A 345-nucleotide genomic window follows, 5' to 3' on the forward strand; every position below is an offset into this window, starting at 1 on the left:
GCTCAAGCGCTTTCCCTTCGACCACGTCTTCGGCCTGCACAACTGGCCGGGTCTGCCCGAGGGGCAGTTCGCCTGGCGCGAGGGCCCGATGATGGCCGCCGCCGCGCAGTTCTCGATCGAGGTGTGCGGCCAGGGCACCCACGGGGCCGCACCGCATCTCGGCAAGGACGCCGTCCTGGCGGCGGCGCAGATCGTCTGCGCGCTGCAAGGCATCATCGCCCGGGACCTCGACCCGCTGGAAACCGGGGTGATCAGCGTCGGTGACCTGCGCTGCGACGGCGGCGCCTGGAACGTGCTCCCGGGCCGGGTCATGCTGGAGGGCACGGCAAGGTGGCTCACGCCGGC

At 72.2% G+C, this 345-nt stretch carries 1 protein-coding gene; it reads left to right on the forward strand.

Annotation, left to right across the window (positions count from 1 at the left end; genetic code table 11):
• Positions 1 to 345 (forward strand): peptidase dimerization domain-containing protein (locus tag ACFHPP_RS31430; RefSeq protein ID WP_437167139.1); only part of this gene is annotated, 345 nt, incomplete at both ends.

It is taken from the genome of Falsiroseomonas sp. E2-1-a20 (genome assembly GCF_051433195.1).
In the GTDB taxonomy this organism is placed as follows: domain Bacteria; phylum Pseudomonadota; class Alphaproteobacteria; order Acetobacterales; family Acetobacteraceae; genus Falsiroseomonas.